Annotated in this window: 26 protein-coding genes; 7 read left to right on the top strand and 19 right to left on the bottom strand. The window is 53.3% G+C overall.

Annotated features, from left to right (window positions below; genetic code table 11):
• Genes rplW through rpsJ form a run of 4 tightly spaced genes read right to left on the bottom strand, consistent with a single transcriptional unit; the run spans position 1 to position 1,889 of the window.
• The gene (gene rplW, locus DSD31_RS02215; protein ID WP_004868363.1) at positions 1 to 303 is read right to left on the bottom strand and encodes a 50S ribosomal protein L23; all 303 of its coding nucleotides are present in this window, start codon (positions 301 to 303) and stop codon (positions 1 to 3) included.
• Positions 300 to 905 carry a 50S ribosomal protein L4 gene (rplD, locus tag DSD31_RS02210; RefSeq protein ID WP_000424395.1) on the bottom strand — a complete coding sequence of 202 codons (606 nt, stop codon included), beginning with the start codon at positions 903 to 905 and terminating at the stop codon, positions 300 to 302. The genes rplW and rplD overlap by 4 nt, the downstream gene beginning before the upstream one ends.
• Positions 906 to 915: 10 nt before the next feature.
• Positions 916 to 1,545, bottom strand: coding sequence for a 50S ribosomal protein L3 (gene rplC / locus DSD31_RS02205; RefSeq protein WP_004868374.1), 630 nt, complete (start codon positions 1,543 to 1,545; stop codon positions 916 to 918).
• 32 nt (positions 1,546 to 1,577) lie between these two features.
• Positions 1,578 to 1,889, bottom strand: a complete 312-nt coding sequence (rpsJ, locus tag DSD31_RS02200) for a 30S ribosomal protein S10 (RefSeq protein ID WP_001181005.1) — start codon at positions 1,887 to 1,889, stop codon at positions 1,578 to 1,580.
• A 379-nt stretch (positions 1,890 to 2,268) separates the two neighbouring features.
• Between rpsJ and DSD31_RS02195 the strand changes: the two genes are divergently transcribed.
• The gene (locus DSD31_RS02195; RefSeq protein WP_048024774.1) at positions 2,269 to 2,736 is read left to right on the top strand and encodes a prepilin peptidase; all 468 of its coding nucleotides are present in this window, start codon (positions 2,269 to 2,271) and stop codon (positions 2,734 to 2,736) included.
• On the opposite strand, the gene bfr is transcribed toward DSD31_RS02195, so the two are convergent.
• From bfr to fkpA, 11 genes are all read right to left on the bottom strand, one after another.
• The gene (bfr, locus tag DSD31_RS02190) at positions 2,720 to 3,196 is read right to left on the bottom strand and encodes a bacterioferritin (protein WP_015585627.1); all 477 of its coding nucleotides are present in this window, start codon (positions 3,194 to 3,196) and stop codon (positions 2,720 to 2,722) included. The two genes, DSD31_RS02195 and bfr, sit on opposite strands and share 17 nt — an antisense overlap.
• Before the next feature lie 73 nt (positions 3,197 to 3,269).
• Positions 3,270 to 3,464: a bacterioferritin-associated ferredoxin gene (bfd, locus tag DSD31_RS02185; protein ID WP_004868381.1), complete on the bottom strand. Its 195-nt coding sequence runs from the start codon at positions 3,462 to 3,464 to the stop codon at positions 3,270 to 3,272.
• A gap of 179 nt (positions 3,465 to 3,643) precedes the next feature.
• Positions 3,644 to 4,828, bottom strand: coding sequence for an elongation factor Tu (gene tuf / locus DSD31_RS02175; RefSeq protein ID WP_004118409.1), 1,185 nt, complete (start codon positions 4,826 to 4,828; stop codon positions 3,644 to 3,646).
• A gap of 70 nt (positions 4,829 to 4,898) precedes the next feature.
• Positions 4,899 to 7,013, bottom strand: a complete 2,115-nt coding sequence (fusA, locus tag DSD31_RS02170) for an elongation factor G (protein ID WP_004868382.1) — start codon at positions 7,011 to 7,013, stop codon at positions 4,899 to 4,901.
• Between the two features lie 96 nt (positions 7,014 to 7,109).
• Positions 7,110 to 7,580: a 30S ribosomal protein S7 gene (gene rpsG, locus DSD31_RS02165; protein WP_004106370.1), complete on the bottom strand. Its 471-nt coding sequence runs from the start codon at positions 7,578 to 7,580 to the stop codon at positions 7,110 to 7,112.
• Positions 7,581 to 7,675: 95 nt separating this feature from the next.
• Positions 7,676 to 8,050, bottom strand: coding sequence for a 30S ribosomal protein S12 (gene rpsL, locus DSD31_RS02160; RefSeq protein WP_002920115.1), 375 nt, complete (start codon positions 8,048 to 8,050; stop codon positions 7,676 to 7,678).
• A gap of 124 nt (positions 8,051 to 8,174) precedes the next feature.
• Positions 8,175 to 8,462 carry a sulfurtransferase complex subunit TusB gene (tusB, locus tag DSD31_RS02155; RefSeq protein ID WP_004868385.1) on the bottom strand — a complete coding sequence of 96 codons (288 nt, stop codon included), beginning with the start codon at positions 8,460 to 8,462 and terminating at the stop codon, positions 8,175 to 8,177.
• Positions 8,463 to 8,469: 7 nt separating this feature from the next.
• Positions 8,470 to 8,829, bottom strand: a complete 360-nt coding sequence (gene tusC / locus DSD31_RS02150) for a sulfurtransferase complex subunit TusC (protein WP_113990811.1) — start codon at positions 8,827 to 8,829, stop codon at positions 8,470 to 8,472.
• Entirely contained in the window at positions 8,829 to 9,215 is a 387-nt protein-coding gene (gene tusD / locus DSD31_RS02145; RefSeq protein ID WP_015585626.1) for a sulfurtransferase complex subunit TusD, read from the bottom strand. Before tusD ends, tusC begins: the two co-directional genes overlap by 1 nt.
• Entirely contained in the window at positions 9,215 to 9,937 is a 723-nt protein-coding gene (locus DSD31_RS02140; RefSeq protein ID WP_004868391.1) for a helix-turn-helix transcriptional regulator, read from the bottom strand. Before DSD31_RS02140 ends, tusD begins: the two co-directional genes overlap by 1 nt.
• Positions 9,938 to 10,296: 359 nt before the next feature.
• Complete coding sequence (fkpA, locus tag DSD31_RS02135) at positions 10,297 to 11,127, bottom strand: FKBP-type peptidyl-prolyl cis-trans isomerase (RefSeq protein WP_015585625.1); 831 nt, start codon at positions 11,125 to 11,127, stop codon at positions 10,297 to 10,299.
• Between the two features lie 222 nt (positions 11,128 to 11,349).
• Between fkpA and DSD31_RS02130 the strand changes: the two genes are divergently transcribed.
• Complete coding sequence (locus DSD31_RS02130; RefSeq protein WP_004868395.1) at positions 11,350 to 11,568, top strand: protein SlyX; 219 nt, start codon at positions 11,350 to 11,352, stop codon at positions 11,566 to 11,568.
• Positions 11,569 to 11,755: 187 nt separating this feature from the next.
• Here DSD31_RS02130 and slyD read toward each other — a convergent pair whose 3' ends face one another.
• From slyD to kefG, 4 genes are all read right to left on the bottom strand, one after another.
• Positions 11,756 to 12,340, bottom strand: a complete 585-nt coding sequence (gene slyD / locus DSD31_RS02125) for a peptidylprolyl isomerase (protein ID WP_004868397.1) — start codon at positions 12,338 to 12,340, stop codon at positions 11,756 to 11,758.
• A 94-nt stretch (positions 12,341 to 12,434) separates the two neighbouring features.
• Positions 12,435 to 12,635 (bottom strand): YheV family putative zinc ribbon protein, encoded by a 201-nt coding sequence (locus tag DSD31_RS02120; protein ID WP_015585624.1) that lies wholly within the window; start codon positions 12,633 to 12,635, stop codon positions 12,435 to 12,437.
• A 13-nt stretch (positions 12,636 to 12,648) separates the two neighbouring features.
• Positions 12,649 to 14,454: a glutathione-regulated potassium-efflux system protein KefB gene (gene kefB, locus DSD31_RS02115; protein ID WP_044347772.1), complete on the bottom strand. Its 1,806-nt coding sequence runs from the start codon at positions 14,452 to 14,454 to the stop codon at positions 12,649 to 12,651.
• The gene (gene kefG, locus DSD31_RS02110) at positions 14,441 to 15,004 is read right to left on the bottom strand and encodes a glutathione-regulated potassium-efflux system ancillary protein KefG (RefSeq protein ID WP_048023446.1); all 564 of its coding nucleotides are present in this window, start codon (positions 15,002 to 15,004) and stop codon (positions 14,441 to 14,443) included. Before kefG ends, kefB begins: the two co-directional genes overlap by 14 nt.
• A gap of 173 nt (positions 15,005 to 15,177) precedes the next feature.
• Between kefG and DSD31_RS02100 the strand changes: the two genes are divergently transcribed.
• The 5 genes from DSD31_RS02100 (at position 15,178) to DSD31_RS02080 (ending at position 19,996) form a co-directional block, all read left to right on the top strand.
• Positions 15,178 to 17,082 carry an ABC transporter ATP-binding protein gene (locus tag DSD31_RS02100; protein WP_004868406.1) on the top strand — a complete coding sequence of 635 codons (1,905 nt, stop codon included), beginning with the start codon at positions 15,178 to 15,180 and terminating at the stop codon, positions 17,080 to 17,082.
• Between the two features lie 112 nt (positions 17,083 to 17,194).
• A complete protein-coding gene (locus DSD31_RS02095; RefSeq protein WP_004868408.1) occupies positions 17,195 to 17,647 on the top strand; it encodes a nuclear transport factor 2 family protein in 453 nt (150 codons plus the stop codon).
• Positions 17,648 to 17,856: 209 nt separating this feature from the next.
• Complete coding sequence (locus tag DSD31_RS02090) at positions 17,857 to 18,879, top strand: hydrolase (protein WP_015585622.1); 1,023 nt, start codon at positions 17,857 to 17,859, stop codon at positions 18,877 to 18,879.
• Positions 18,876 to 19,094: a YheU family protein gene (locus tag DSD31_RS02085; RefSeq protein WP_004868412.1), complete on the top strand. Its 219-nt coding sequence runs from the start codon at positions 18,876 to 18,878 to the stop codon at positions 19,092 to 19,094. The genes DSD31_RS02090 and DSD31_RS02085 overlap by 4 nt, the downstream gene beginning before the upstream one ends.
• Positions 19,095 to 19,129: 35 nt before the next feature.
• Positions 19,130 to 19,996, top strand: a complete 867-nt coding sequence (locus DSD31_RS02080) for a phosphoribulokinase (RefSeq protein WP_004868415.1) — start codon at positions 19,130 to 19,132, stop codon at positions 19,994 to 19,996.
• Positions 19,997 to 20,001 lie beyond the last annotated feature (5 nt).

The following is a 20,001-nucleotide window of genomic DNA, read 5'->3' as shown; positions in this document are numbered from 1 at the left end:
TTACTCAGCGCCGCCAACGAAGTCCAGATTCTGGCCTTCTTTCAGGGTGACGTAAGCTTTTTTCCAGTCGCTACGACGACCGATACGCTGTCCGTGACGTTTAACTTTCCCTTTAACTACCAGGGTGTTAACGACTTCGACTTCGACTTCAAACAGTTTCTGCACAGCAGCTTTGATTTCTGCTTTGGTCGCGTCTTTAGCAACTTTGAGAACGATGGTGTTTGTTTTTTCCATCGCAGCAGACGCTTTTTCAGAAACGTGCGGTGCACGCAGCACCTTCAGCAGACGTTCTTCACGAATCATGCCAGCATCTCCTCAACTTGCTTAACAGCATCAGCAGTCATTACGACTTTGTCGAAGGCGATCAGGCTAACCGGGTCGATACCAGTTGCATCGCGTACGTCAACCTTGTGCAGGTTGCGCGCAGCCAGGAACAGGTTCTCGTCCAGCTCACCGGTGATGATCAGCACATCTTCCAGAGCCATGTCTTTCAGTTTCTGTGCCAGCAGCTTAGTTTTAGGCGCTTCAACAGAGAACTTCTCGACAACGATCAGACGATCCTGACGTACCAGTTCGGACAGAATGCTTTTCAGCGCGCCGCGGTACATCTTTTTGTTAACTTTTTGACTGTGGTCCTGCGGACGAGCAGCGAAGGTTACGCCACCGGAACGCCAGATCGGGCTCTTGATAGAACCTGAACGCGCACGGCCGGTACCTTTCTGGCGCCACGGCTTTTTGCCTGAACCAGTTACTTCAGCACGAGTCTTCTGAGCACGAGTACCCTGACGAGCACCAGCTGCATAAGCAACTACAACCTGGTGAACCAGCGCTTCGTTGAAATCACGACCGAAGGTAGTTTCGGAAACAGTCAGCGCGCTCTGCGCGTCTTTCAATACTAATTCCATTGCTATCCCCTTACGCCTTCACAGCTGGTTTAACGATCAGGTCGCTACCGGTTGCACCCGGGACCGCACCTTTAACCAGCAGCAGGTTGCGCTCAGCGTCAACACGTACTACGTCCAGGCTCTGAACGGTGACACGCTCATTACCCAGCTGACCTGCCATTTTCTTGCCTTTGAACACTTTGCCCGGAGTCTGGTTCTGACCGATAGAACCCGGAACGCGGTGGGACAAGGAGTTACCGTGAGTAGCGTCCTGGGTACGGAAGTTCCAGCGCTTAACGGTACCAGCAAAACCTTTACCTTTAGAGGTACCGGTTACGTCAACTTTTTTAACGTCAGCAAACAGTTCAACGCTAATGCTCTGACCTACGGTGAATTCTTCGCCGTCAGCAAGACGGAATTCCCACAGACCACGGCCAGCTTCTACGCCAGCTTTAGCGAAGTGACCAGCTTCCGGCTTGGTTACACGGTTAGCTTTTTTAGCACCGGTGGTAACCTGAATTGCGCGGTAACCATCGTTAGCCAGGTCTTTGACCTGAGCAACACGGTTTGCTTCAACTTCGATTACGGTTACTGGGATAGATACGCCATCTTCAGTGAAGATGCGGGTCATGCCCACTTTTTTACCGACTAAACCAATCATTGTTTCAACCTCTCAATCGCTCGATGACCTGATTAACCCAGGCTGATCTGCACGTCTACACCGGCAGCCAGATCCAGACGCATCAGAGCATCAACGGTTTTCTCAGTTGGCTCAACGATGTCAACCAGACGCTTGTGAGTGCGGATTTCGTACTGATCGCGCGCATCTTTGTTGACGTGCGGAGAAATCAGAACGGTAAAGCGCTCTTTGCGGGTCGGCAGCGGGATCGGACCACGGACCTGCGCACCAGTGCGCTTGGCAGTCTCGACGATTTCCGCGGTTGATTGATCGATCAGACGATGATCAAACGCTTTAAGACGGATACGGATTCTTTGGTTCTGCATGAGACCAGAGCTCCAATTATTTATAGACGAAATGGTTACTCCTCATACCCATTACGATTGATGGGAGAGTGTAACCGTTCTTACATAGTTCCCCAATTGGGAACATTGTTTGATAGCTAAAAGCTCTATCAGGGTTCATATCGAACCAGCCTGCCAATTTTGACAGGCCCGCGCATTATACGCAAATTCGGGCTCGACGCAAGTGCTGCATACAAAATCAGCAATCATTTTTGCGTGCCGCGACGAGCGGGCATAGAAAGTAGTGAAAACTGAGTTAATACCGCGGATGGCCCCTCGCGATAATGAATACGGGCCTTTGCTATCCCTCTCTTTTTCGACCAGACTCCGCGCATATCCCCATCGCCAGGGAACCTTATCGATGATGCCCCTCTTATTACTTCTCTATAGCGGTCTGTCGCTCGCCCTCTGCTGGTACGATCTGCGCTACGGCCTGCTTCCCGATCGCCTGACCTGCCCCCTGCTCTGGAGCGGGCTGTTCTATTATCTTTACTACGCTCCGCTACAGCTGGAGTATGCCGTTGGCGGCGCCATCGGCGGCTATCTGGCTTTCACGTGCCTCTATTGGCTCTATCGGGGGATTCGCGGTTATGAAGGGCTTGGCTATGGCGATGTCAAATTTCTGGCCGCACTTGGCGCGTGGCACGGTTGGCAAATGCTGCCGCAGCTGGTTTTTATGGCGACGGTCTTCGCCGGTGGAGTCATGCTGCTATTGATGATTCTCGGGAAAGTACAGCGCTCATTGAACAACCCGCTGCCTTTTGGCCCTTTTTTGGCTGCAGCGGGTTTTTGGTGCGGGTGGCAAACGCTAGTCAGTCAGCCACTTTGATTTGTGACTGGAGATAGTTTTGCAGTCCTAATTTATCAATCAGATCCAGCTCCGTTTCCAGCCAGTCAATATGGCCTTCTTCGTCTGTCAGGATTTCAATAAGCATGTCGCGACTGACATAGTCATGGACGCTGTCGGCATAAGCGATCGCCTCACGTAGATCTTTTGCGCCTTCGAGTTCCAGTCGTAAATCAGATTGCAGCATCTCTTCGACATCTTCACCGATGCCCAGCTTGCCAAGATCCTGCAGATTGGGGATACCTTCAAGGAAGAGAATGCGCTCGATGTACTTATCGGCGTGTTTCATTTCATCGATGGATTCATGATATTCAACATCATTGAGGCGCATCAGGCCCCAGTTCTTGAACATTCTGGCGTGAAGAAAGTACTGATTTATTGCGACAAGCTCATTTCCCAACAATTTATTGAGATAACTTATGATTTTGACATCACCTTTCATTATATAGTCCCTCCGCTTCCACTTATTGAAGCGTAGTTCGGGCTATAAAGATGTCAAAGAAAAGCCTGAGCTCTTAAGCGCTCTCCTGGTATTCCGGCATGCGGGTTAATTCATCTTCCATAATCTCACGGGCGGCACGGACACATTTACCGCATTGATTTCCAACAGGAATGAATTTGCGCAATTGCTGAAAAGACTGTGGATGAAATTGACGAACGGCCTGACGAATTTTTTTATCGTTTACACCATTACACAAACAAACGTACATACCGACTCCCGTTCAATTTATGCTCAAAAGTGTAAATGAGAATAGTTATAATTACAATAGTGCGTTGATTAAATACTCAAAGAGATGTTCTTTTTTCATACAAACATGATTTTGCTCGACACCAGATGACGAGCAGCAAAAAGGGCGCCGAAGCGCCCTTTTTCATTCAGAACTAATAATTAGCCCAGAACTTTAGCTACAACGCCCGCGCCAACGGTACGGCCGCCTTCACGGATTGCGAAACGCAGACCGTCGTCCATCGCGATCGGGTGAATCAGGGTAACAACCATTTTGATGTTGTCGCCCGGCATGACCATCTCTACGCCTTCCGGCAGTTCGATGGTGCCAGTCACGTCAGTTGTACGGAAGTAGAACTGCGGACGGTAGCCTTTGAAGAACGGAGTATGACGGCCGCCTTCGTCTTTGGACAGAATGTACACTTCAGATTCGAACTTGGTGTGCGGCTTGATAGAGCCCGGCTTAGCCAGTACCTGACCACGTTCGATTTCTTCACGTTTGATACCACGCAGCAGAACACCAACGTTCTCACCAGCACGGCCTTCGTCCAGCAGTTTGCGGAACATTTCAACGCCAGTACAGGTAGACTTCGCAGTCTCTTTGATACCAACGATTTCAACTTCTTCGCCCACTTTGATGATACCGCGCTCTACACGACCGGTAACAACGGTACCACGACCGGAGATGGAGAATACGTCTTCGATCGGCAGCAGGAACGGCTTGTCAATCGCACGCTCTGGTTCCGGGATGTAAGAATCCAGGTAGCCAGCCAGTTCGATGATTTTCGCTTCCCAGTCTGCTTCGCCTTCCAGCGCTTTCAGAGCGGAACCACGAACGATCGGCGTGTCGTCTCCCGGGAAGTCGTACTGAGACAGCAGCTCACGGACTTCCATTTCAACCAGTTCCAGCAGCTCTTCGTCATCAACCATGTCGCATTTGTTCAGGAACACGATGATGTACGGAACGCCTACCTGACGACCCAGCAGGATGTGCTCACGAGTCTGCGGCATCGGGCCGTCAGTCGCAGCAACAACCAGGATCGCGCCATCCATCTGAGCAGCACCGGTGATCATGTTTTTAACATAGTCGGCGTGGCCCGGGCAGTCTACGTGTGCGTAGTGGCGAGTCGGGGTGTCATATTCAACGTGAGAAGTGTTGATGGTGATACCACGAGCTTTTTCTTCCGGCGCGTTATCGATCTGGTCGAATGCACGAGCAGAACCACCGTAGGTTTTAGCCAGAACGGTAGTGATTGCAGCGGTCAGAGTAGTTTTACCATGGTCAACGTGGCCGATAGTACCGACGTTGACGTGCGGTTTTGTACGTTCAAATTTTTCTTTAGACACGGCTATATTCCTTACTATAGCGCTCTCCCCTTCAGGAGAGAGCACGGGATTTTGGTTTTAACCCTACGGCTTATTTACCACGGGCTTCAATTACGGCCTGAGCAACGTTGTTCGGCGCGTCATCATACTTCAGGAACTCCATGGAGTAAGAAGCACGACCTTTGGTCAGAGAACGCAGCTGAGTTGCATATCCGAACATTTCAGACAGCGGAACTTCAGCGTGAATCACAACGCCAGTAACGTTGGATTCTTGACCACGCAGCATACCACGACGACGGCTAAGGTCACCGATGACGTCACCAGTGTTCTCTTCCGGAGTTTCTACTTCAACCTTCATGATCGGCTCAAGCAGAACTGGTTTCGCTTTCTTAAAGCCATCTTTGAAGGCAATAGAAGCGGCCAGTTTAAACGCCAGTTCAGAGGAGTCAACGTCATGGTAAGAACCGAAGTGCAGACGCACGCCGAGATCAACTACCGGGTAACCTGCCAGCGGACCAGCTTTCAGCTGTTCCTGGATGCCTTTATCAACGGCCGGGATGTATTCGCCAGGAATTACACCACCTTTGATGTCGTTGATGAACTCGTATCCTTTCGGATTTGAGCCCGGCTCCAGCGGGTACATGTCGATAACAACATGACCATACTGACCGCGACCACCAGACTGCTTGGCATGTTTACCTTCGATATCGGTAACTTTCGCACGAATCGCTTCGCGGTAAGCAACCTGAGGTTTACCGACGTTCGCTTCAACGTTGAATTCACGCTTCATACGGTCAACGATGATGTCGAGGTGCAGCTCACCCATACCGGCGATAATGGTCTGGTTAGATTCTTCGTCAGTCCATACGCGGAATGACGGGTCTTCTTTCGCCAGACGACCCAGAGCCAGACCCATTTTTTCCTGGTCAGCTTTGGTTTTCGGTTCAACAGCGATGGAGATTACCGGCTCAGGGAATTCCATACGCTCCAGAATGATCGGGTGATCCGGGTTACACAGGGTGTCACCAGTAGTCACGTCTTTCAGACCGATAGCAGCAGCGATGTCGCCCGCGCGAACTTCTTTGATCTCTTCACGTTTGTTAGCGTGCATCTGTACGATACGACCGAAACGCTCACGTGCAGATTTCACGGAGTTCAGGATGGTATCACCAGAGTTAACCACACCGGAGTAAACGCGGAAGAAGGTCAGGTTACCCACGAACGGGTCGGTAGCGATTTTAAATGCCAGAGCAGCAAACGGCTCTTCATCGCTAGCGTGACGCTCAGCCGGGGTATCTTTACCGTCGTCCAGAATACCGTTGATCGCAGGTACATCAACCGGGGATGGCAGGTAATCAATTACCGCATCCAGCATCGCCTGAACACCTTTGTTCTTGAACGCAGAACCACAGGTTACCAGGATGATTTCGTTGTTCAGAACACGCTGACGCAGAGCTTTTTTGATCTCTTCTTCAGTCAGTTCTTCACCACCCAGGTATTTCTCCATCAGCTCTTCTGAAGCTTCTGCAGCGGACTCGATCAGGTTCTGGTGCCATTCTTCAGCCAGATCCTGCATGTCAGCCGGGATATCTTCATAGGTGAAGGTTACGCCTGCGTCTTCTTCGTTCCAGTTGATGGCTTTCATTTTCACCAGGTCAACAACACCGGTGAAACCTTCTTCAGCACCAATTGCCAGCTGCAGCGGAACCGGGTTCGCGCCCAGACGGGTTTTGATCTGACCAACAACTTTCAGGAAGTTCGCACCCATGCGGTCCATTTTGTTAACGAACGCAATGCGCGGAACTTTATATTTGTTTGCCTGACGCCATACGGTTTCAGACTGCGGCTGAACACCACCAACTGCGCAGTAAACCATTACCGCACCATCAAGCACACGCATGGAACGTTCTACTTCGATAGTGAAGTCAACGTGCCCCGGGGTGTCGATGATGTTAACGCGATGCGGTTCATACTGCTTAGCCATACCAGACCAGAATGCAGTAGTCGCTGCGGAGGTGATAGTGATACCACGCTCCTGCTCCTGCTCCATCCAGTCCATGGTTGCTGCGCCGTCATGAACTTCACCGATTTTGTGGTTTACACCGGTGTAGAACAGAATACGTTCGGTAGTAGTGGTTTTACCGGCGTCGATGTGCGCACTGATACCGATGTTACGGTAGCGTGCGATGGGTGTTGTACGAGCCATTTGATTCCTCGTTTATTTCTTTAGGCGTTCAGTTAAGTTATCCAGCACGGGCGACTTACCTGAAGCGCCCGCCTGGTGACTATGACTCCGAAGGGATTACCAACGGTAGTGAGCGAACGCCTTGTTGGCTTCTGCCATGCGGTGAACGTCTTCACGTTTCTTAACTGCAGTACCTTTGTTGTCTGCAGCGTCAGAAAGTTCGTTCGCCAGACGCAGAGCCATGGATTTATCACCACGTTTACGAGCAGCTTCTACGATCCAACGCATTGCCAGGGCATTACGACGAACCGGACGGACTTCAACTGGAACCTGGTAAGTAGAACCACCTACGCGGCGGGACTTAACTTCGACGGTCGGACGGACGTTGTCCAGAGCGACTTCGAAAGCTTCCAGTTCATTTTTACCAGAGCGCTGAGCCAGGGTCTCCAGCGCGCTGTATACGATAGCTTCTGCAGTAGATTTTTTACCATCTACCATCAGGATGTTTACAAATTTTGCCAGCAGTTCTGATCCGAACTTAGGATCTGGAAGGATTTTACGCTGACCAATGACGCGACGACGTGGCATGGAAATACTCCGTTGTTAATTCAGGATTGTCCAAAACTCAAAGAGTTTAGTTTGACATTAATATAAAACGTTTGGCCTTACTTAACGGAGAACCATTAAGCCTTAGGACGCTTCACGCCATACTTGGAGCGAGCTTGCTTACGGTCTTTAACGCCGGAGCAGTCAAGCGCACCACGAACGGTGTGGTAACGAACACCCGGAAGGTCTTTAACACGACCGCCACGGATCAGGATCACGGAGTGTTCCTGCAGGTTGTGACCTTCACCGCCGATGTAGGAGGTGACTTCGAAACCGTTAGTCAGACGAACACGGCAAACTTTACGCAGTGCGGAGTTCGGTTTTTTAGGAGTGGTAGTATATACGCGAGTACATACGCCACGTTTCTGCGGGCAGGCTTCCAGTGCAGGCACGTTGCTCTTTGCAACTTTGCGTGCGCGTGGTTTGCGTACCAGCTGGTTAATTGTTGCCATTAAATAGCTCCTGGTTTTAGCTTTTGCTTCGTAAACACGTAATAAATCGCCTCATATAATATGAGGACGCAGAATTTTAGGGCGGTGCCGAAAAGGTGTCAAGAAATATACAACGATCCCGCCATTACCAGGACAACTGTCCAGGATGTTTGACCGACATTCTGACGAAATCAGTATAGCCAACCCTGACGACACTGTCCGCAATTTGACCAGCCAGCCCGCGGGCATCGATATCGTCTTGCAGAGCATGAATGGTTATGGGGGCAGAGCGCAGGATTTCAAGGAAAGGTCCGCCGGCGATGGCCGCAATCACGCCATCAGAAAGCAGCAGGAGATCGTCGCCATCCTTTACCAGGCGTAGCATCGCGCGGAGATCGGTGTGCCACGGGGACGAGCTGAGTGTGTGGAGCATTCGGGCCTCAGAAACGTAAAATCACGTTGAAATCATCGAGTCGGGCGCGCAGCGCTTCGGGCTCAAGCCACTCGGCATCCACCACCCACGCCGTCCCGGCATTCAGGCCGCGTTCGCGGGCAGACGCTGCACATATCCAGCACGCGTCAATATCGTACAGCGGCAAGAGTTTAAAGGTCGCGATGTAATCGCGGGCAAGTATCGCCGACGGTTGTTGCCCGGGCAGCAGCTGAAAGACGCCGTCGCCGACAAAGAATACGCCGATCTCATCGCTCAGCGCGGAGGTCGCCAGCAGCGCATCCAGACCTTCCCGACCCGAAGCAGAACCATGCGGGGCAGAAGAAAAAACAAAAGCAACGCGTTTCATCAGAACTGCACCATCCGATCGCAGGTTAATGAGGCTTCCGCCAGCGCGCCCAGGCCGCTCAGCGTAAATCCGGGCTGCAGATTATGACCCGGTAACCCCAGCTGCTGAGCTTCTTGTTCATCGGTGACACCGCGACGCAGGGCTGCCGCCACGCAGATGTGCAGCGCGACAGCATGATCGTCATGCAGCCGCTGCCACGCGCGTACCAGATCAAATTCATCGCTGGCGGGCGCCGTCAGCTGGTTTGCGTTGTAGACACCTTCACGATAGAAGAAGACACAGACCAGATCATGACCCTCTTGCAAAACGGCCTGGGCAAACTGCCAGGCGCTGCTGGCCTGCTGAGTACCGTAGGCTGGCCCCGTTACCGTAATGGCAAAACGCATTACTTATCCAGCCCCTGGAAATCGCCGCTCTTGAACTGACGAATATAGAGATAGACCGTATGTTTGGAAATATTCAGCCGATCGGCAACCTGGTTGATGGCATCTTTGATATCAAAGATCCCTTTCTCGTAGAGATTCAGGACAATCTGGCGATTTTTAGCATTGTTGGAAACATTACGATCGGCATTCACTTCTTCGATAGTGAACTCAAGAGTTTGAGCGACCAAATCATCGACTGACGAGGCAAAGTTAACCTGAGAGTTCACCTCCGGCGTTTCCGGCGGAATAAAGGTGCTCATTATCTGTGAGAACGGCACATCAAGGTTCATGTTGATGCACAGCAGACCGATGACCCGATGCTCACGGTTGCGAATGGCGATCGTGACGGACTTCATCAGGACTCCGCTCTTAGCCCGCGTAAAGTAGCACTTGGATACGCTGCTATCGGCCCCCGTCATATCATGCAGCATGCGCAGCGCAAGATCGGTTATCGGCGAGCCGATTTGGCGCCCGGTATGCTCACCGTTGGCGATGCGGATGGCGGAGCATTTCAGATCCTGTAAAGAATGCAGCACGATCTCACAATGGGAACCAATGAGCATCGCTAACCCGTCCACAACCGCTTCATAGGATTTGAGGATATCGAAGTCGGTCTGGTCGAAAGGACGTTGATCCAGCAGGTCAAGCTCACTGGTTTCGTTGGTTAAAAGCGACCTGGACATGAAAAAAAGCACTCCTTTTCAGGAGCCTGTCATTTTTTACACAAAACCGTTCAAGGTGCGCTGAGGGGTGCACGTCCGAGACATTCGTCACAACGAATTTGACCAGCCGTAAGCTGGCGAGGTAAGAGGCAAACATGTCTCTTATCACGTCTCAGGGCTGACTCCAGTGCGTAACCGGAATAAGCGGATGCAGCCAATGCAGAGGCAGCTTGAAAGATGAGGTGTAGCTTGTCAGGGCAGGCTCATCATCATTATTAAGCTAACTAAAGTAATACAGCGCTTGAGGCACTTTCCAGTTTTAATTATATCTGCCCCAAATAAAAAAGCCGCCGCCTTTAACGGCGGCGGCTTAGACCAGATTACTTCTTCGCGTCTGCGCTTTGTGCGTCAGCTTTGGCATCCGCCGCCGCTTCAGGCTTGGCATCGGCTTTCGGTGCCGGTTTGATATCCAGCAGTTCTACGTCGAAGACCAGCGTGGAGTTAGCCGGAATACCCGGGACGCCAGTTTTGCCGTAAGCCAGATCCGGTGGGATGACCAGCTTGATTTTGCCGCCTTTCTTGATATTTTTCAGGCCTTCGGTCCAGCCCGGGATAACGCCGTCCAGACGGAAGGAGAGCGGCTCACCGCGGGTGTAGGAGTTATCGAACTCTTTACCGTCAATCAGCGTACCTTTGTAGTTCACGACAACAGTGTCACTGTCTTTCGGTGCGTCGCCGGTCCCTTCTTTCTCAACTTTGTACAGCAGGCCAGATTTAGAGGTTTTTACGCCCTTCTCTTTTGCGAAGGTATCGCGATAGGCTTTGCCTTTAGCATCGTTTTCAGTCGCGTCTTTTTCCATTTTCTGCTGAGCAGCAGTTTTTACGCGGGTTTCGAAGGTTTGCAGAGTCTGCTCGATTTCTTGATCGGACAGTTTGCTTTTATTCGCAAACGCATCCTGAACACCGGCAATCAGCTGATCTTTATCCAGCTTGATACCCAGTTTTTCTTGTTCTTTCAGGGAGTTTTCCATGTAACGTCCCAGTGAAGCACCCAGCGCATAAGCAGATTTTTGATCGTCATTTTTAAATGCCGCTTTGCTATCCGTTGCAGGTGCCGTCTTCGCGGCAGTATCAGCCGCAAAGGTCAGCGGTGCATTCAGGGCGACAGCCATCGTGGTCGCCAGCAGCGTTACTTTAAACAGTGATTTCATCCATTTCTCCAGGGCCGGGGCATCTCACCCCAAGGTTATCGTAAAAAGCAAAAAAGGTACTATAGAACGTTGCAGAGCAAATCTACATACAGACCTTCCTGAATATCGCCAGTTTTGAGACTATTTTTGTATAAATAAGTTTCCTGTCTTACGCGAGGTTGCTGCGCGAAGGGTGAAAGTTGAGTAGAATCCGCTCGCGAGATAAGACAGAAGAGGTTACTCATGCACGACAGTACACTGGAGACTCGCCTGGCGGAGCTGGAAAGCCGGCTGGCGTTTCAGGAAATCACCATTGAAGACCTCAACAAGACCGTCACCGCCCATGAGATCGAAATGGCGAAGATGCGTGAACATATGCGCTTGATGGTTGAAAAACTGAAAGCGACCCAATCATCGCACATCGCATCACAGGCAGAAGAAACGCCCCCGCCACATTATTGAGGCGTAAAAAAAGCGGGTTTCCCCGCTTGACTATCTCCGGCAGCACTATGTCTACCGGATTGAATACCCTAAGAATGTCGAGTCGCAGAATGGCGGCAGGCTTGAGAACTCCCGGCAGCATAGAGAACGATGTCACCGGGGTTTGAAAGCCAGGCCAACGCGCCTGCGGCCTGAAAGACGATGGGTATTAGTGGCAACCGCAGCCGCCGTTACCACAACCACCTTTGCCATGTTCATGACCGTGGTCGTGATCGTGGCCGTGGCCGCCGCAGCAACCTTCATGATCGTGGTCATGATCGTGGCCGTGGGCACCGTGCACGTGACCGTGCTCCAGCTCTTCTGCAGTCGCTTCGCGAATCGCAACAACTTCAACGTTGAACTTCAGATTCTGGCCAGCCAGCATGTGGTTACCATCAACCACGACGTGCTCGTCGTCCACTTCGGTGATTTCAACCGGCACTGGACCCTGGTCGGTTTCCGCCAGGAAACGCATGCCAACCTGCAGTTCATCAACGCCCATGAAGACGTCTTTAGGAACACGCTGAACCAGATTTTCGTCGTACTGGCCGTACGCATCGTTCGCGCCGACTTCTACGTCAAATTTGTCGCCCACTTCATGGCCATCCAGCGCATTTTCCAGGCCGGAAATCAGGGAGCCGTGACCATGCAGGTAGTCCAGCGGCGCGCTTACCGGAGACTCATCAACCAACACACCGTCTTCTGTACGTACCTGATAGGCCAGGCTGACCACCAGGTCTTTTGCTACTTTCATGATATCTCCTGAGCATGGGAAGAATAGTGGCGCAGATTGTAGCGGAATTCTGCAGCCGTGTACCCTCTAGCTTAAAAAAAGGCGACAGATAACGCTAGTCCGGATGAAAAATGCCAATCACTTGTTCATCTTTACGGACGTGCTCCTGCGCCTCTTTATCCGCCTCACGCATCTGGTGGCCACACTTAACACACTCAACAATATCGACATTATTCTCACGCCACATTGCCAGAGAATCCTGCGCCTGACACGCCGGACATTTTGCGCCGGCAATAAAACGTTTACGCACTGCCATCATTATTTGACCCTTATTCAAACTCATCCCAACCGTCAAGCTGCCTGCTCTCTTTCTGCATCTCGCGCTGGAAAATCTCTTCCAGCTCCCGGCGAGCCTCCCGCACGCGTGATATCTGCAGCGTATCAGTATTCACGGGCATTAACTCACGCAGCATTCGCATATCCAGACGACGGAAGTGCAGCTGCGCGCGCTGCGCCTGATGCGGGTGCATGCCCAAGGTAATCAATGCTTTGCGCCCCAACTCCAGCGCGCTGGAAAACGTTTCACGCGAGAACTGCTTCACGCCGGCCTGCAGCAATTCATGCGCCTCAACACGCCCCCGGGCGCGCGCCAGAATATTCAGATGCGGAAAGTGTTGCTGACACATCTCCACCAGCTTCATGGTATCTTCCGGCTCGTTACAAGTGATAACAATCGACTGCGCATCCTCCGCCCCCGCCGAGCGCAGAAGCTCCAGCTGCGTCGCATCGCCAAAATAGACTTTATAGCCATATTTACGCATCAGGTTAACCGCACTGATATCGCGCTCCAGCACGGTAATCCGCATTTTATTGGCCATCAGCAAACGACCAATAACCTGCCCGAAGCGGCCAAAGCCGACAATAATCACCTGCGGTTTATCGTCCTCAACCCACGGCGCTTCATCCTCTTCTTCCGGTTGGTTAAAGCGCCGGGAGAGAATTTGATCGATAAGCGTCATCAACAGCGGCGTTGTCATCATCGATAGCGTGACCGTGACCAGCAGCAGCGCCATCTGATCGTTTTCGAACAGTCGCAGCGAGGCCGGCAGTGAGAACAGCACAAACGCAAACTCGCCCCCCTGGCTCAGCACTCCCGCAAACTGCATCCGTTCCGAGCTACGCACCCCGTATACCCGCGCCAGGCCGTACAACACGAGACTTTTTACCGCCACCAGCACGGCAACGCTTGCCGCCACCCACAGTAAGTGGGTATAGAGCACGCCCAGATTCAATGCCATGCCGACGGAAATAAAGAACAACCCAAGCAAGAGCCCTTTAAACGGCTCGATGGCGATCTCCAGCTCATGGCGATACTCGCTTTCAGCCAGCAGAACGCCGGCGATAAAAGTACCGAGCGCCATAGACAGACCGAGCGCATCCATAAACAGGGCCGAACCCAGTACCAGCAGCAGCGTTGCGGCGGTAAATACTTCTCGCACCCCGGAGCCGGCGATAAACCGAAAAACAGGTCGCAGCAGAAAACGGCCGCCAATAAGCATCCCGGCGAAGGCCAGAACCTTCAGCCCGACGGTCACCCAGTTAAGATGGTCATCACCGGAACCGGCCAGCAGCGGTACCAGAGCCAGCGCGGGGATCACCGCCAGATCCTGAAACAGCAGCACCGAAAACCCCAGCTGTCCGGACTCGCTGCGACTCATTCCTTTCTCACGCATCAACTGCAGCGCCATTGCCGTAGACGACATCGCCAGACCAATACCGCCGACCACCGCCGCCTGCCAGGAAAACCCGGTCACAATGAGTAATCCGCCAAGAATACCCGCGCTGAGCACAACCTGCGCCGCCCCGACGCCAAAAATGGAGCTGCGCAGGCGCCAGAGCTTAGACGGATTCAACTCCAGCCCGATGATGAACATCAGGAACACGACGCCCAGTTCGGAGAAGTGCAAAATCTCATCAACATCGCTAATAAAACCCAGCCCCCAGGGGCCAATCGCAATGCCGGCCAGCAGATAGCCTAATACCGCGCCGATGCCGAGCCGGGCGGCCAACGGCACCGCCACCACGGCAGAAAACAGAAACAGGACTCCCGCTAAAAGCAGATCAGCGCCCTCCATTTATGCCTCCTGCCGCGATGGGATTAGCCAGCCAGTCGCGATAAGCACGCGCGTGATTTTTCAGATCGGCAGGCGATTGTCGGCGAGCCCAGTAGACAATAATCGGGCTCATCCAGTGCATCCGGCACATGCCGGCAGTCAGTTCAAATGGGCGCAGGATGTCGTTCATGGGATAGCGATTGGCATCGCGTCGGTAGGCGCTCTCGGGCTCACCGGTGGTAATCACGCTACGCCAGTACTTTCCCGCAAGCTGGTTCCCTCCGGCGCCGCTGGCAAAGCCGCGGGTCAGCACTCTGTCCAGCCACTCCTTCAGCAATGCCGGGCAGCTCCACGTATAGAGCGGATGCTGGAAAACAATCACCTCATGCTGGCGCAACAGCTCCTGCTCGTGGGCAATATCGATAAAAAAATCTGGGTAGTGTGCATAGAGATCGTGCACGGTGACATTAGGCAACTGTAAAGCCGGTTCAAGTAAAACCCGGTTGGCCACGGAATCCTGGGATTCTGGGTGGGCATACAGCAGCAAAACCTTCGCTGTCTGAGACATCATTCCCCTCCCGAACGTCTTCTGGTGGCCTGCACAACGGCTGCGTCCCGACGCAACCAGAATGACTTTGTGTATCGTCTTCGTTTTGGGCTACCATTGCGGCCCGGTGGAGCAATTTGCTACCACATTACATTATCATAATGACAAACTAACATAGTCAGAACATACGGCGCCTTATGATTGTTTTCTCCTCGTTACAAATTCGTCGCGGCGTACGGGTCCTCCTGGACAACGCCACCGCCACCATCAATCCTGGCCAGAAGGTCGGCCTGGTGGGCAAAAACGGCTGCGGCAAATCCACGCTGCTGTCGCTTTTGAAAAACGAGATTAGCGCCGACGGCGGCAGTATGACCTTTCCGGGTAACTGGCAGCTGGCGTGGGTTAATCAGGAAACCCCTGCGCTGCCGCAGCCAGCCATTGATTATGTTATTGATGGCGATCGCGAATATCGCCAGCTCGAAGCCGATTTAAAACTGGCCAACGAGCGCAATGACGGCCACGCCATCGCGACGGTGCACGGCAAACTGGATGCCATCGATGCCTGGACCATCCGTTCGCGCGCCGCCAGTCTGCTGCACGGGCTGGGATTCAGTAATGAGCAGCTTGAAAGCCCGGTCAGCGACTTTTCCGGCGGTTGGCGTATGCGCCTGAACCTCGCGCAGGCGCTGATTTGTCGTTCCGATCTGCTGCTGCTCGATGAACCGACTAACCACCTCGATCTCGATGCGGTCATCTGGCTGGAAAAATGGCTGAAAGGCTACACCGGCACGCTGATTCTGATTTCTCACGATCGTGACTTCCTGGATCCGATCGTCGATAAAATTATTCATATCGAACAGCAAACGATGTTCGAATACACCGGCAACTACAGCTCGTTTGAAGTGCAGCGCGCAACCCGCCTGTCACAGCAGCAGTCGATGTATGAAAGCCAGCAGCTGCGCGTCGCCCATCTGCAAAGCTATATCGACCGCTTTCGCGCCAAGGCCACCAAGGCCAAGCAGGCCCAGAGCCGCATTAAAATGCTGGAACGCATGGAGCTTATCGCACCGGCTCACGTCGATAACCCGTTCCACTTTAGTTTCCGCGCGCCGGAAAGCCTGCCAAACCCGCTGCTGAAAATGGAAAAAGTCAGCGCCGGCTACGGCGAACGGGTGATTCTGGACTCTATCAAACTAAACCTGGTGCCCGGTTCACGCATTGGCCTGTTAGGGCGAAACGGCGCCGGCAAGTCGACGCTGATCAAGCTGCTGGCCGGCGAACTCCAGCCGCTGCATGGCGAGATTGGCCTCGCTAAAGGTATTAAGCTCGGCTACTTCGCTCAGCATCAGCTGGAGTTTCTGCGCGCTGACGAATCCCCGTTACAGCATCTGGCACGCCTGGCACCTCAGGAGACAGAGCAGAAACTGCGCGACTATCTCGGCGGATTTGGTTTCCAGAGCGATAAGGTCAACGAAGAGACGCAGCGTTTCTCCGGTGGTGAAAAAGCCCGCCTGGTGCTGGCGTTGATCGTCTGGCAGAGACCTAACCTTCTGCTGCTCGATGAACCGACGAACCACCTCGATCTCGATATGCGTCAGGCCTTGACCGAAGCGCTGATTGATTTCGAAGGCGCGTTGGTGGTGGTCTCGCACGATCGCCACCTGATCCGTTCCACCACCGACGATCTCTATCTGGTGCATGACGGTAAAGTCGAGCAGTTCGATGGCGACCTGGAAGATTATCAGCAGTGGCTCAGCGACTCGCAGAAACAGGAGAGCTCGTCGTCTGACGTTGCGAAAGAGAGCGGTAACAGCGCACAGGCCCGCAAAGACCAGAAACGTCGGGAAGCGGAATTACGGACGCTCACTCAGCCGCTGCGTAAAGAGATTAGCCGCCTCGAAAAAGAGATGGATAAGCTCAACGCGCAGCTCGCCCAGGCGGAAGAGAAGCTCGGCGACAGCGGGCTGTATGATGCCTCCCGCAAAGCAGAGCTGACCAGCTGTCTGCAGCAACAGGCCAGTGCCAAATCCGGTCTCGAAGAGTGTGAAATGGCCTGGCTGGATGCACAAGAGCAGCTGGAACAGATGCTACAGGAAGGTTAAAACGGGTTATGATAGGGCAGGGAGTATAAACGCAGTGGCGCTGAGTTATGGGAACGCGCCGTTATATGCCCCTGCTATAAACCGCAACACTCATCTGCGAAGAGGCATTGCTATGGTAAAAAAAACGCTTATCTCCCTCTCACTGCTTTGTGCCCTGACCCACTCCGCTTTTGCCGCCTACAGCGCGAGCGAATTGAAAAACAAAGAAAACGTCATCGCTTTTTATAATAAAGCGTTGAACGATAAAGACTTTGATGCCGCAAAAACCTACCTCGGAAACGAGTATATCCAGCATAATCCTGGTGCGAAGGATGGGCCCGAAGGCTTTCGTCAATTCATCGCCTTTCTGAAAGAGAAATTCCCCGACTCTCACAGCGAGATTAAACGCGTGATTGTCGACGGCGACTATGTCGTTCTGCACGTTGCGTCCACCGGCCGCGAGCCGGGCGTCACCCGGGCGATTATCGATATTTTCCGCCTCGATGCGCAGAACAAGATCGTTGAGCACTGGGATGTTATTCAGACGGTTCCGGAAAAAACCGCCAGCGGCAACAGCATGTTTTAAGCCAGCCCCACAGCCATTCGCTCCTGGCGGTGGCTGTTTCCCCTTCCAGCCTTCCCGGGCAGCGTGCCATCTTTATCCCGCAAGAGCAGTCCTCATCCGGCTTCAATTTCGTGTAACCTATAGCACAGGCCGCAAGACCACATATTGGATAACCTGCGCACTTCATGCGCGGTATACTGTTTTATAAGATGATTAACTGCTCTGGTGCTATGGTTGAAATCACCCCCACAGAAATGACGCCCCCCGAAAACGACTCGCGTGAGTTTCACCCTATGCGCGGCGTGGGCAATCGTCATCTGCAGACCATGCTGCCGCGCCTGATTCGCCGTAAGCTGGGATTCACGCCGCACTGGCAGCGACTTGAGCTCCCGGACGGTGATTTTGTCGATCTGGCGTGGAGCGAAGACCCCGCCGGGGCGCAACACAAACCGCGACTGGTGGTGTTCCACGGGCTGGAGGGTAGCCTGCACAGCCCCTATGCTCATGGCCTTATCCATGCAGCCATGCAGCGCGGCTGGCTGGGCGTGGTGATGCATTTCCGCGGCTGTAGCGGCGAACCCAACCGCAATAACCGCATCTATCATTCGGGTGAAACCGAAGATGGCCGCTGGTTCCTGCACTGGCTACAACGCGAATGGGGTGCGGTGCCGACCGCTGCCGTCGGCTATTCGCTGGGCGGTAATATGCTGGGCTGCCTGCTGGCCGAAGAAGGTGATAATGTCCCGCTTGATGCCGCGGTTATTGTCTCAGCCCCGTTCATGCTCGAAGCCTGCAGCTATCATATGGACAAGGGCTTTTCCCGGGTCTATCAGCGTTATCTGCTCAATCTGTTAAAGGCCAACGCCGCGCGTAAGCTGAAAGCCTATCCCGGCTCGCTACCGGTTGATCTCCGCCAGCTCAAAGGTATGCGCCGCATCCGCGAGTTTGACGATATGATCACCGCCAGGATTCACGGATTCGCCGATGCGCTGGACTACTATCGCCAGTGCAGCGCCATGCCGCGCCTCAGCGACATTACGAAACCGACGCTGATCATTCATGCGAAGGACGATCCTTTTATGGACCACCACTCCATTCCGCCGCAAGAGCAGCTCCCGGTAAACGTCGAGTATCAGCTGACCGAAAATGGCGGACACGTCGGATTCGTCGGCGGCACGCTGCGCAAACCGGAAATGTGGCTGGAAAAGCGTATCCCGGACTGGTTAACCCGTTGGTTGGGAGCACAAAAATGATTATTCCCTGGCACGATCTGGATCCCGAAACGCTGGATAACCTGATCGAAAGCTTTGTGTTGCGTGAAGGCACCGATTATGGTGAACATGAACGCTCGCTGGCGGATAAAGTCGCCGACGTCAAACAGCAATTGAAAAGCGGAGAAGCCGTGCTGGTGTGGTCAGAACTGCACGAGACGGTCAACATCATGCCCCGCAAGCAGTTTCACGGCTAAGGCGGCGCCACACATCGTTTAATCTGGGAGTTGTTATGTCTGCCAAACATCCGGTGATTGCCGTCACGGGCTCCAGCGGCGCGGGAACCACGACCACCAGCCTCGCCTTTCGTAAAATTTTCGCCCAGCTAAACCTGCGTGCCGCGGAGGTAGAAGGCGACAGCTTCCATCGCTATACCCGCCCGGAAATGGACATGGCGATCCGCAAAGCGCGCGATCAGGGGAAACACATCAGCTACTTCGGCCCGGAAGCCAACGACTTCGGCCTGCTGGAAAACACCTTCCTTGAGTACGGGCGTAACGGTAGCGGCCAGTCGCGCAAGTATTTGCATACCTATGATGAGGCGGTGCCGTGGAATCAGGTACCGGGCACATTCACACCGTGGCAACCGCTACCGGAACCGACCGATGTCCTGTTTTATGAAGGGCTGCACGGCGGGGTTGTCACGCCGCAGTATAACGTCGCGCAGAATGTCGACCTGCTGGTTGGCGTGGTGCCTATCGTCAACCTGGAATGGATTCAGAAGCTCATCCGCGATACCAGTGAACGAGGTCACTCCCGTGAAGCGGTGATGGATTCCGTGGTCCGTTCAATGGAAGACTATATCAACTTCATCACACCGCAGTTTTCGCGCACCCATATCAACTTCCAGCGCGTCCCCACTGTCGACACCTCCAACCCGTTTGCGGCGAAGGGCATTCCGTCATTGGATGAAAGCTTTGTGGTGATCCACTTCCGCAACCTACCGGATATCGATTTTCCCTGGCTGCTGGCGATGCTACAGGGCTCGTTTATCTCGCATATCAATACGCTGGTGGTGCCTGGCGGGAAAATGGGGCTGGCGATGGAGCTCATCATGACGCCGCTGGTGGAGCGCTTGATGGAAGGTAAAGCAATTTAAATTCG

Source organism: Klebsiella sp. X13 (assembly GCF_003323835.1).
Lineage (GTDB): Bacteria > Pseudomonadota > Gammaproteobacteria > Enterobacterales > Enterobacteriaceae > Klebsiella > Klebsiella ornithinolytica.
This window is presented reverse-complemented; position numbering and strand designations above follow the sequence as displayed.

Bases quoted from the DNA above. Each gene is read 5' to 3' on its own strand.
- rplW (WP_004868363.1), bottom strand. From the start codon at position 303: ATGATTCGTGAAGAACGTCTGCTGAAGGTGCTGCGTGCACCGCACGTT.
- rplD (WP_000424395.1), bottom strand. From the start codon at position 905: ATGGAATTAGTATTGAAAGACGCGCAGAGCGCGCTGACTGTTTCCGAA.
- rplC (WP_004868374.1), bottom strand. From the start codon at position 1,545: ATGATTGGTTTAGTCGGTAAAAAAGTGGGCATGACCCGCATCTTCACT.
- rpsJ (WP_001181005.1), bottom strand. From the start codon at position 1,889: ATGCAGAACCAAAGAATCCGTATCCGTCTTAAAGCGTTTGATCATCGT.
- DSD31_RS02195 (WP_048024774.1), top strand. From the start codon at position 2,269: ATGATGCCCCTCTTATTACTTCTCTATAGCGGTCTGTCGCTCGCCCTC.
- bfr (WP_015585627.1), bottom strand. From the start codon at position 3,196: ATGAAAGGTGATGTCAAAATCATAAGTTATCTCAATAAATTGTTGGGA.
- bfd (WP_004868381.1), bottom strand. From the start codon at position 3,464: ATGTACGTTTGTTTGTGTAATGGTGTAAACGATAAAAAAATTCGTCAG.
- fusA (WP_004868382.1), bottom strand. From the start codon at position 7,013: ATGGCTCGTACAACACCCATCGCACGCTACCGTAACATCGGTATCAGT.
- rpsG (WP_004106370.1), bottom strand. From the start codon at position 7,580: ATGCCACGTCGTCGCGTCATTGGTCAGCGTAAAATCCTTCCAGATCCT.
- rpsL (WP_002920115.1), bottom strand. From the start codon at position 8,050: ATGGCAACAATTAACCAGCTGGTACGCAAACCACGCGCACGCAAAGTT.
- tusB (WP_004868385.1), bottom strand. From the start codon at position 8,462: ATGCTCCACACACTCAGCTCGTCCCCGTGGCACACCGATCTCCGCGCG.
- tusC (WP_113990811.1), bottom strand. From the start codon at position 8,829: ATGAAACGCGTTGCTTTTGTTTTTTCTTCTGCCCCGCATGGTTCTGCT.
- tusD (WP_015585626.1), bottom strand. From the start codon at position 9,215: ATGCGTTTTGCCATTACGGTAACGGGGCCAGCCTACGGTACTCAGCAG.
- DSD31_RS02140 (WP_004868391.1), bottom strand. From the start codon at position 9,937: ATGTCCAGGTCGCTTTTAACCAACGAAACCAGTGAGCTTGACCTGCTG.
- fkpA (WP_015585625.1), bottom strand. From the start codon at position 11,127: ATGAAATCACTGTTTAAAGTAACGCTGCTGGCGACCACGATGGCTGTC.
- DSD31_RS02130 (WP_004868395.1), top strand. From the start codon at position 11,350: ATGCACGACAGTACACTGGAGACTCGCCTGGCGGAGCTGGAAAGCCGG.
- slyD (WP_004868397.1), bottom strand. From the start codon at position 12,340: ATGAAAGTAGCAAAAGACCTGGTGGTCAGCCTGGCCTATCAGGTACGT.
- DSD31_RS02120 (WP_015585624.1), bottom strand. From the start codon at position 12,635: ATGGCAGTGCGTAAACGTTTTATTGCCGGCGCAAAATGTCCGGCGTGT.
- kefB (WP_044347772.1), bottom strand. From the start codon at position 14,454: ATGGAGGGCGCTGATCTGCTTTTAGCGGGAGTCCTGTTTCTGTTTTCT.
- kefG (WP_048023446.1), bottom strand. From the start codon at position 15,004: ATGATGTCTCAGACAGCGAAGGTTTTGCTGCTGTATGCCCACCCAGAA.
- DSD31_RS02100 (WP_004868406.1), top strand. From the start codon at position 15,178: ATGATTGTTTTCTCCTCGTTACAAATTCGTCGCGGCGTACGGGTCCTC.
- DSD31_RS02095 (WP_004868408.1), top strand. From the start codon at position 17,195: ATGGTAAAAAAAACGCTTATCTCCCTCTCACTGCTTTGTGCCCTGACC.
- DSD31_RS02090 (WP_015585622.1), top strand. From the start codon at position 17,857: ATGGTTGAAATCACCCCCACAGAAATGACGCCCCCCGAAAACGACTCG.
- DSD31_RS02085 (WP_004868412.1), top strand. From the start codon at position 18,876: ATGATTATTCCCTGGCACGATCTGGATCCCGAAACGCTGGATAACCTG.
- DSD31_RS02080 (WP_004868415.1), top strand. From the start codon at position 19,130: ATGTCTGCCAAACATCCGGTGATTGCCGTCACGGGCTCCAGCGGCGCG.